This window comes from Pseudofrankia coriaricola (assembly GCF_001854805.1).
Lineage (GTDB): Bacteria > Actinomycetota > Actinomycetes > Frankiales > Frankiaceae > Pseudofrankia.
Genome location: NZ_MBLO01000245.1, coordinates 18452 through 28081 on the forward strand (window position 1 = coordinate 18452; position 9630 = coordinate 28081).

Here is a 9630-nt window from a genome sequence, read left to right on the forward strand (position 1 = left end):
GTGATGATGCGAGGTGGAGAAACGCCGGTTGGCCCGCGATGTCGCGGCGTGGCCGGACCCGCCTCCCGGGGCATCGCCTCCGGGGGTCTGGGGGCGCCGGCTGGTTACAGCCGGCGGGCCAGCTAGCGGTGGTGCTGGTTGTGCCCTGGTGCGGGTGGAGCTGGTGGTCCTGACCGGTCAGCCGGCCACGGTCACGACGGGCAGCAACCGGTCGGCGATCATGAGGGCCTCCTCGGCGTCGATCCGGCCACGGGGGATCAGGTTCGCGCGCTGGTCCGAGGTCAGGCCGCCCCACACGCCGTGCTCCTCCTGGCGGAAGATGGCGGTGGCCAGGCATGGCCGTCGTACGGCGCAGGTCGAACAGATCTTGCGGGCGCGGGTCTCGGCGGCGGCGCGGGCCTTGGTGTTACGGCCGTCGGGCGGGAAGAACGCGTCCGGGTCGCCGTCGCGGCAGGCGGCGTCCTGACGCCAGTAGGCGGGCCAGCCCGGGCCGTACGGCTGGGGCGGCAGGTCACGACCGGGAAGGACGGGGACGCCGGCGCTCATCGGGCTCCTTCCGTGCGGACGCACTCCGTGCGGGGCAGGTCAACCGGGTTACTGGTGAGTAGCACGGTGGGCTGACTGGGCATACCGTCTCCTGCGAGTGCAATGCGGACAGGCGTGCGGAGGGCCGTCGAAGCGGCCCGAAAAGGGCGCGCCAGAGGACGGTCCGACCAGGTTGAGCCGAGTAGCCCCCGGGTGATCCGTGCAGCTGCGGGGTGTTTCGCCCGGTCGGTGACCGGTGCCCCGCTGCGTGGAAACGAACCCGTCTCGTCTCGTTAACGGAGGAACGTAGACGTCTCTCGACCGGATAGCAAGGGTTCCGGAACGCGGACGTCCGAATACCCGAGAGGCGTCTCGATACCCCCTCTTCACGCCGTCCCGGCCCCGGTCGCCCCCCGCCGGATGGGCGCCTCGCCACCCGGCGGGCGGGCCGCCGCCGACGTCGCCGGGCCGTCCGGCCGGGGCGGCTGGGACTCCCGGAACCCCTGCTATGCAGGCACTTCCGTCGTGCGGTCGCCTGAGGCTGCCGCCAGGCCGCGGCCGACGGCCCCCCGGGCGCGAGGCGGCTCGAGGGCGCGTCCGGCGTCCGGCCGGCGCCGCGTTTCGTGCTCGGAGCACGAGGCTCGAGACCCGGCGGAGGCCGTGCGCCGCGGCGAAGTGTGCGTAGTCCCACAGCAGTTCTCGGCCCCTTGAAATCGGGGCCCGTTCCGGATAATGGCATCCGGTGCCGTATGCCCGTCCGGGCCGTCGCGCCGGCCGGTTTCGGCACTGTGTCCGAGGCCGGCCGCCGCCGGGGCGCGGCGCGGCGGGGTGGGGGACAGGCGCGTTCCAGGCGGGCGCCCAGGCGCCGCCGGACGGGTGGTGCGATGCGCCGCGAGCGGCGCCGGGCGGGTGCGACGGCCGGTGGTCAGGCGCGTTCGGCCGCCGCCGCGGTGGGTAGGCCGGCGGCGGCCCAGGCGTGGTAACCGCCGATGACGTCGGTGGCCCGGTGCAGGCCCAGCTCCTGCAGCGCGGCCGCCGCCAGGCTTGACGTGTAGCCCTCCGAACAGATCACGATCACGCGCAGGTCGTCCCCGGTGGCGACGGGCAGGCGGGCGTCGCTCGTCGGGTCGAGGCGCCATTCGAGCACGTTGCGCTCGATGACGAGGGCGGTCGGGATCTCGCCCTCGGCGGCGCGCTGCGCGGCGGGACGGATGTCGACGAGCAGCGCGCCGCCGGCCACGGCCGAGGCGGCGTCGAGCGGGTCGAGCCTGCGCAGGCGGGCGCGGGCACGGGCCAGCATCGCGTCGACCCGGCTGCCCGCGGCGTCGCCGGCCGCCGCGGCGGTCACGGCGCCACCGCCGCGGCGGTGGCGGCCGTCACGGCCGGCGGGACAGGGGCGGCGGCCGGAATCCGGGCGGCGCCGGATGGCTCGTAGCGCAAGGGGAGCTCCGGTGGGGAGTAGGCGTGCACGGTGGTGGCCGCGGCGCCGCCGCGGTTGATGATCCGGTGGACGTGGTCGGCGGCGAACCCGACGACCTGGCCTCGGGTGTGCCGGCGGGTCTCGATCCCCTGCCACGATCCTCGGCTCAGGTCGTGGATGTCCTCCTCGACGGCGCCGTCGGCCACCGCGAGCGCGCCCAGCGCGCCGCCGTGGTCGTGCACGGCGGTGTGCTGGCCGGGTGTCCAGCCGATCAGCCACACCTCGACGACGCCGGTCAGCAGCAGCCGGGTGTACCAGCGCCGCCGCGGGTCGTGACGCACGATCGGCCGCCACAGCCAGCTCGCGGCGGCGAACCGCCCGGCGAGGTCGCTCAGCGTCGCCAGATCGAGCGGCTCGTCGTCGTCGCGCAGCACCGCGTCGGCGAGCCCCGCCGGCAGCAGGTCCGCCGGCGGCGTGCCGGCCGGCGGGCTCCCCAGCCGCGGGCGGGCCGTGGCAGGTGTGGGTCCGGCTGGCGGGGGATCCTCGGCCTCACGGGTCACGGACGCGGCCGTCAGGCCGAGGATCGCGGGATGGACGAGTGGCACGTGAGGCTCCAGGGGGTACTGCGCGCGGCGTGCGCGAGGGTCAGGAGAGTCATGCGAGTCGGGCGAGGGGCGGGAACGGCTGGCGGCGGGTCACCGGGGCGGGAACCCGGCTCGGCGGGCCGCCGGCGCTGGCGCGTCCGGACGTGGTCAGCGCCCCCGACTACGAACCTTTCCCGATCGATAAGATGTGAAATAGAGATCGGTCTGCCGCCGCGACCTCGGTGAGGAGTCTGTCCAGGCCTGGGCGGGCGGAGCCTCGGCGGCCGAGCCGTCAGGGCTCCGCCGGGGCCGGCGACTCGGAAGCCGGGGCGCGGCCTGGCGCCGACCGGGCGTGATGGCCGCGCGGTGCGAGAGAGCACTCCGGCTGCGCCGTCGGCGGACGACCGTGCCGCTGGCGCGCGAGCGCGCGGGGCTCGTCCCGTTCGGGGGGCGCCGCCTCCGGCTGCCCGGAAGCCGGCCGAAGGTCAGCGGACGGGGGCGGCCGCCCTGGTACACATGCCGCTGGCCAGCCGACCCAGGTCGGTGACGCGGTCGCTGTGTAGCAGGAGGACAGCTGCCATGCGCCGATGGTATAGCCACACGGCCACCGCCGTCGCCCCACCGGCTTCGCGACACCCAAGATGGTCAACGGCGCTGACGGCCCCCCGCTTAGGTGCCCGTGCCGGCGGGCCGGGGGATCGCCGTTGTGTCGTCTGGTCGTCACGTGTCTGCCACGCTTTGCCCCTTTCGGGTAGGTCAGAAGTGGCGTCGCGGCCCTCGGGAGCGCATTGGTAGCGTTCTGTCGTGGTGGGCGGGACTTTCGACCCGTCCTGGCGTCGTATTGTGCAGCTCGAGGCGGCTGATCGTCGCCAGGGTGAAACAGGTTCGCCAGCATGGGCGCGGGCCGACGAGGCGCGTGGGAGGTGCTGGAAGGGTGACCAGCGAGGCCGGCCATGCGCGTGTTCCACCGTCGGTGCCGTTCGCCGCGCCGCGGCCGTCGCTGCCCACCCAGGCCGGGGCGGACGCCGTGCCGTGCGGGCCCGGGCCGGCCGCCGGCCCCTCCGCCACCGCGAGCGTGGGCAACCCGGCCGTGCAGCCGGCTCCGGCCGTCCAGGCCGAGCCGGGTGCCCCGATCGAGGACCAGATCGAGCGGATGCTGACCCGGCTGGGGGACCGGGTCGACGACGCGCTGGCCGGGCAGGGCCGCATGCGGGGCCTGGTCGACGTGGTCGTCGGCGCCGCCCAGGAGCCGAGCCTGCCGGCGACGCTGCGCCGCACCGCCGAGGCCGCCTGCCGGCTCGCCGACGCCGAGTACGGCGCGGTCGGCGTGCTCGGGGCCGACGGGCGGATCACCGACCTCATCCAGGTGGGCGTCGAGGCGGAGGACGCGGCCCGTGTCGGCGGGCTGCCGACCGGGCAGGGGCTGCTCGGCAAGGTGCTGCGGGAGACCTGGACGCTGAGGGCCGACGACGTCGCCCGCCACCCCGAGGCGGTGGGGTTCCCTGCGGGCCACCCGATGTTCGACACGTTCCTGGGCGCCCAGATCGCCGTGCGCGGGGTCGCGTTCGGCGGTCTGTTCCTCGGTGGCAAGCGCGGTGGCTCGTTCACCCGCGCGGACGAGGAGCTGGTGACGGCGCTGGCGGCGGCCGCCGGGATCGCGGTCGAGAACGCCCGGCTGCGCGACGAGGCGTGCCGTCAGCAGGCCTGGCACACGGCCAGCGGGGAGATCTCCGCGGCGCTGGTGTCGGTCAACGAGCCGTGGGCCGCGCTCGACCTGGTCGCCCGCCGCGCCCGGCAGGTGACGTCGGCGTGCCTGGCGGCGATCGTGCTGCCGGACACGAGGACCGGGTTCGTGGTGACGAACGCCGACGGGCCTGGGACGCAGTCACTGCGCGGCCGGTCGCTGCCGGTGGACCGCAGCCAGCTGGTCGAGGTGATGCGCGTGGGGCACGCGCAGGTGGTCGGCGCCGGCGACCTGCCCGACCTGCTCGGGGACGCGGCCGACGGGCTCGCGCTGGCGTGCGTGATGGTGGTGCCGATGGCCGCCGCGGGCCGGCCGGTCGGCGGGCTGCTGCTCGGCGTCCAGGCGGCGGCGGGCGCCGCGCCGGGAGTGTCGGCGTCGGTGGGGACGGCGGCGGCGCAGGGCCGGCCGGGCGGCGTCGCGCCGTTCAGCGCGCTGGACCTGGACATGGCGACCGCCTTCGCCGGGCAGGCGGCGCTCACCCTGGAGCTGACCCGGCTGCAGCGCGACCGGGAGCGCCTGGCCGTCTTCGAGGACCGCGACCGCATCGCCCGCGACCTGCATGACGTCGTCATCCAGCGGTTGTTCGCCACCGGTCTGTCGCTGCAGGGACTCGCGCGGTCGGTGCCGCCGCCAGTGGCGGCACGGGTCGCCGGGGCGGTCGCCGAGCTGGACCAGACGATCTCGGAGCTTCGGCACACGATCTTCTCGCTGGCCTCGCCGACGCCGGACGGCGCCCACCTGCGGGCCGAGATCGACCGGATCGTCGGGCAGGCCGAGCACTCGCTTGGGCTGCGCCCGGTGGTGCGGGTCGAGGGGCCGGTTGAGCGGGTGCCCGTCGTGATCCATCCGCACCTGCTCGCGGCGCTGCGCGAGGCACTGTCGAACATCGCCCGGCACTCGCGGGCGACCCGGGTGCGGGTGCTGGTCCGGGCCGGCGACGACAGCGTGCTGGTCGAGGTCCAGGACGACGGCGTCGGCCCCGGTGGCGCGACCGTCACCAGCGGACTGGCGAACCTGCGCCGCCGCGCCGTGGACCTGGGCGGCCACCTGGACTTCGGTCCCGGCGTCGGTGGCGTCGGCACCCGCGTGCGCTGGCAGGTCCCCCTCCTGGGCCGCGAGTCCCCGCCCGACTGGGCCACCGCCCCCACCCCACCCGGCCTGCCCCGCCCTTAGCGCGGCCCCGGGCGCCAGGCGCAATCCAGGACGTCGAGGCCCCGAGCCAGACATTCACGGCTCGAACAGCCAGGGGTATCGGCCGCGTCCGTCCTGACAACGCCCTCAGCGTGCCCCAGCCACTGCTGGCGACAGCGCCTCGGCGCACCACCAACGCACCCACGTCGGGAACCCCGAAACCAGGCCGGGAGGGCGCTCAGCGCCCGACAGGCGACGCGCTGGGCCGCCGCCCCCACCCCACCCAGCCACCGCTGGTGACAGCGCATCGGCGCACTCCCAACGCACCCACGTCGGAACCCCGAACCACACCAGCCCCGGCCCCATACCCTCCAGCCCCGAAACCAGGCCGGGAGGGCGCTCAGCGCCCGACACGGGGCGAGCGCGTCCAGCGCCTCGCCCCGACCTTCGAGCCAGCCGTCGCCTCAGGTGCCGAGTTTGGTGGCGAAGACGGCGGCCTGGGTCCGGCTTTCGAGGCCGAGCTTGGAGAGCATGCTCGAGACGTAGTTCTTGACCGTCTTCTCCGCCAGGTACATGCGGTTCGCGATCTGGCGGTTGGTCAGGCCCTCGGCGATGAGCGCCAGGATGCGCCGTTCCTGGTCGGTGAGGCCCGCGAGGCGCTCGTCCTCGGCCGGGCCCTGCCGCAGCCGGTAGAGGACGCGGGGGGTCACCTCGGGGTCGAGCAGCGACTGGCCGGCGGCGACGCGGCGGACGGCGTCGACGAGCGCCGCGCCGCGGATCTGCTTGAGCACGTAGCCCGCGGCGCCGGCCATGATCGCGGTGAACAGGGCGTCCTCGTCGTCGAACGACGTCAGGATCAGGCAGGCGATGGTGGAGTCGTTCGAGCGGACCTGGCGGCAGACCTCGATGCCGCTGCCGTCCTGCAGCCGGGCGTCGAGGACGGCGACGTCCGGCCGCAGCGCCATGATCTGCTCGAGGGCCTCGTCGGCGCGGCCGGCCTCGCCGACGATCTCGATGTCCGGCTCCTCGGACAGCAGGTCCCGCAGGCCGCGCCGGACGACCTCGTGGTCGTCGAGCAGGAAGATGCGGATCGTGCGGCCAGGGGGCGGCGCCGGCTCGCCGGTGGCCACCGTCGGCGCCCCGGCTAGACCCGTGGGAAAGCCCGCCGCTTTGCTCTGGGCACTCGCCGATGCGGGAATGTCCGCTGATACCTCTGACACCGTTGACCCCGCCAGACCCGCTGTCGTTGAAGACCCTCTGTGCGTCACGTGATGCAACGAGAGTATAACGCGGGAGTTCACTGACCTGGACCGACCGGGCCGGCCGCTGCGATCCTCACTGGCACACAAGGGCCCCTTGGGACGGGAAATTCGTCCCGCGTGATTAATCGACGGCGCTGTGCGACATCCGCGTCGATTCGCCGGCTCTTGGCCTCGTCTCGCATACCGGCCGTGGGAACCGCCGCTCCCGCACCGCGATGCCGGAGTTGGTGCGTGTCCTATGCGTATCTTCTGGACGGCCGCCCAGCGGCCGGGCGTGCCATGCCGACGCGCCGTAACGGTCGTTACGGCGGCTACGGGCGGTCCGCCGTGGCAGCCTCCGTGGCGGGCGGGCCGGCCTCCGCCCCGGCCTCTGCCGGTCCGGCCAGGGCGGCGGGCGCGTCGGCGGCCTGCTCCGCCGCGGCGGTCGGCTCGGCTGACTGGACGGCGAGCAGGGCGCGGCGGGCGCTCAGGGCCGCGAGGCCGACCAGCACGCCAGCGCCGGCGACGACGGTGAACCCGGCCCTCGGGCCGTACCGGTCGATCAGGGCGCCCGCCAGCGGCGTCCCGGCCGAGATGCCGGTCACCAGCGCGACCTGCAGCCACGCGAAGCCCTCGGTCCGCGCCTCCGGGGGCATGAGCCGTTCCATCAGCGCATTGGCGCTGATCAGCGTCGGCGAGGCTCCGGCGCCTGCAATCACCATGAACGGCAGCAGCACGGCCGTGTTCGGCGCGGCCAGCGGCAGCCAGGCGGCCGCCGCCATCAGGGCGGCGGCGGTCAGGAACCGGCGGGTGGGCCCACCCGTGCTCGCCCGCGCCCCGTACAGCAGCGAGCTCACGCCCGAGCCGAACGCGAACAGTCCGAGCACGAGGCCGGACAGGGCGCCCAGCCCGCCCTCGCGGCCGTATGCGACGGCGGCGAGGTCGACCCCGCCGAAGCACACGCCGACGGAGAAGATCACGACGAGCAGCGCCCGCACGGCGGGGTCGCGGAACACCCGCGGCCGGGCCGCGCCGAGCGCCTTGGGCCGCGGCCCGGGGTCGCTGCCGCGCTGCGCGGCCAGCGCCAGCGTCCCCGCGGCGAGCAGCCCGCCGGCGACGACCAGCCCGGAGGCGGGCGTCACCTCGGTCACCAGCCAGGTGACGAGCACCGGCCCGCAGATGAAGATCGCCTCGTCGAGCGCGGCCTCCAGCGCGAACGCGGTGCTCAGCAGGGGCGAGCCTCCCAGCCGGTAGCTCCAGCGGGCCCGCACACAGGCGCCCACCGGCGGGAACAGCCCGCCGGTCAGCGCCCCCGCGATGTACCAGAGCGGGCGCGGCGCGCCGGTGCCGACGCTGACGAGCAGGCCGACCAGGCCCACCAGATGGCCGGCGAGGCACCACAGCAGCACCCGAGCCTGGCCGAACCGGTCGAGCGCGCGCCCGAGCTGGGCGGCGAGAGCCGCCTCGCTGATCGTGCCGGCGGCGACGACCGTGCCGCCGACACCGTAGGAGCCCGTCGTGTGCTGGATGTAGAGCACGATCCCGATGGCGACCATCGAGATGGGCAGGCGGCCGACGAACGCGGCGGGCACGAAGCGGTTGGCGCCCGGGGTCGCGAACGCCTGCCGGTAGACACTGGCCAACAGTGGACTCCTGAGCCGCCGACCCAGCCACGCTGCCGACGACCGCCCGCGGCTGACCTCGCGGTACACGCCTGGCTGGACGGGCGTGTACGGACGGTCGGTCGGTGTCCGTTTCCTGGCCGTGGCCGGTCCAACCCTGCCCGACCGTCCGACCGGAATCCACCGGATTACCGGCGAGCCCCCTGACACCACGCCGCGCCGGACAGGCCTCTCGCGTGGGGCACCGGCCCCGTCTCGCCCCGAGAGAGAACGCGACCAGGCCATCAACGGCCGCGCGCGACCGACCAGTCCCGCCCTACCAGCCGGTGTCGCGGACCCAGCGGGCGCGCGGCGCGTGGCGGCGCGGGTGCGGCCCGCCGGCGCGCAGCCGGCGGACGAACGGGAGCACGGCCAGCGCGCCGAACACGAAGCCGACGACGTGCGCGCCATAGGCGACCGCGCCGCCGGAGGACACGCCGATCCCGGTGAAGTACAGGTACTGGAGCACGAACCAGAACCCGAGCACGATCCAGGCCGGCAGCCAGAACGGGATGAAGAACAGGATCGGTATCAGGCCGATCACCCGGGCCTGCGGGAACACCACCAGGTAGGCGCCGAGCACGCCGGCGATCGCGCCGGAAGCGCCGATTAGCGTGTTCTGCGAGTCGGGTTGCGCGAGGGAGAAGCCATAGGCGGCGACAAACCCGCAGGCCAGGTAGAAGAGCAGGTAGGTAAGCCTGCCCATCCGATCCTCGATGTTGTTGCCGAACACCCCGAGGAACAGCATGTTCCCGAGCAGATGCAGCCAGCTTCCATGCAGGAACATCGACGTCAGCACGGACAGCACGGGGTACTTGTGGAACGGCGGCGGGCTCACGACCTGGCAGCCGGTGGTGCTGTCGGGCCGCAGCTGCAGGCGGCCGGTGTCGGCGGCTGGCAGCTGGTCGCCGCTGAGCAGCTCCTTCGGGATGGCCCCCCACTGCTCGAAGAACCGGCGCTGCTCGCAGACGCTGGCGGCCTGCCCGTCCCGGTGCATCCCCATCACCGCCGTGGCGACCGGGGTCAGCAGCACGAAGACGAGAATGTTGACCGCGATGAGCAGCCAGGTCACGACCGGCCGACGGCTGAGTGGGTTGATGTCGTGGATGGGGATGACCACGCCCGACATCCTGCCGGGCCCCTTTCGCCCCGGCGCCACGGGGGCGGTGCGAGGCGCCGGCGCAACGCCCCCGCCACAACGCCGTGACACCGCCCCCGGGTGCCCGGGGGCGGTGCCCGGGCCGGGATCGTGCCGGCGCGCCGGCTTCGGCGGTGGCGGCTGTCACGCCGTGGGCGGGGAACGCGGGACCGGAGGCTGGCATTG

The 9630-nt window shown here is 74.8% G+C and carries 7 protein-coding genes; 1 reads left to right on the top strand and 6 read right to left on the bottom strand.

Annotated features, from left to right (window positions below; genetic code table 11):
* Positions 1-177: 177 nt before the first annotated feature.
* The 3 genes from BCD48_RS34330 to BCD48_RS34340 form a co-directional block, all read right to left on the bottom strand.
* On the bottom strand, positions 178-546 hold the full coding sequence (locus tag BCD48_RS34330; protein WP_071052548.1) for a WhiB family transcriptional regulator: 369 nt from the start codon (positions 544-546) through the stop codon (positions 178-180).
* 904 nt (positions 547-1450) lie between these two features.
* On the bottom strand, positions 1451-1825 hold the full coding sequence (locus BCD48_RS34335) for a rhodanese-like domain-containing protein (protein ID WP_071052559.1): 375 nt from the start codon (positions 1823-1825) through the stop codon (positions 1451-1453).
* 44 nt (positions 1826-1869) lie between these two features.
* Positions 1870-2550, bottom strand: a complete 681-nt coding sequence (locus tag BCD48_RS34340; protein ID WP_083419631.1) for a cysteine dioxygenase — start codon at positions 2548-2550, stop codon at positions 1870-1872.
* Between the two features lie 913 nt (positions 2551-3463).
* Here BCD48_RS34340 and BCD48_RS34345 point away from each other — a divergent pair.
* The gene (locus BCD48_RS34345) at positions 3464-5446 is read left to right on the top strand and encodes a GAF domain-containing protein (RefSeq protein ID WP_312624330.1); all 1983 of its coding nucleotides are present in this window, start codon (positions 3464-3466) and stop codon (positions 5444-5446) included.
* Between the two features lie 422 nt (positions 5447-5868).
* Here the strand turns inward: BCD48_RS34345 and BCD48_RS34350 are convergent, their stop codons facing one another.
* The 3 genes from BCD48_RS34350 to BCD48_RS34360 all read right to left on the bottom strand — a co-directional run bounded on the left by BCD48_RS34350 (position 5869) and on the right by BCD48_RS34360 (position 9426).
* Positions 5869-6534, bottom strand: a complete 666-nt coding sequence (locus BCD48_RS34350; protein ID WP_051466299.1) for a response regulator — start codon at positions 6532-6534, stop codon at positions 5869-5871.
* A gap of 443 nt (positions 6535-6977) precedes the next feature.
* Positions 6978-8288 carry an MFS transporter gene (locus tag BCD48_RS34355; protein WP_071052549.1) on the bottom strand — a complete coding sequence of 437 codons (1311 nt, stop codon included), beginning with the start codon at positions 8286-8288 and terminating at the stop codon, positions 6978-6980.
* Positions 8289-8583: 295 nt separating this feature from the next.
* Positions 8584-9426 carry a rhomboid family intramembrane serine protease gene (locus BCD48_RS34360; RefSeq protein WP_071052550.1) on the bottom strand — a complete coding sequence of 281 codons (843 nt, stop codon included), beginning with the start codon at positions 9424-9426 and terminating at the stop codon, positions 8584-8586.
* Positions 9427-9630: the final 204 nt, after the last annotated feature.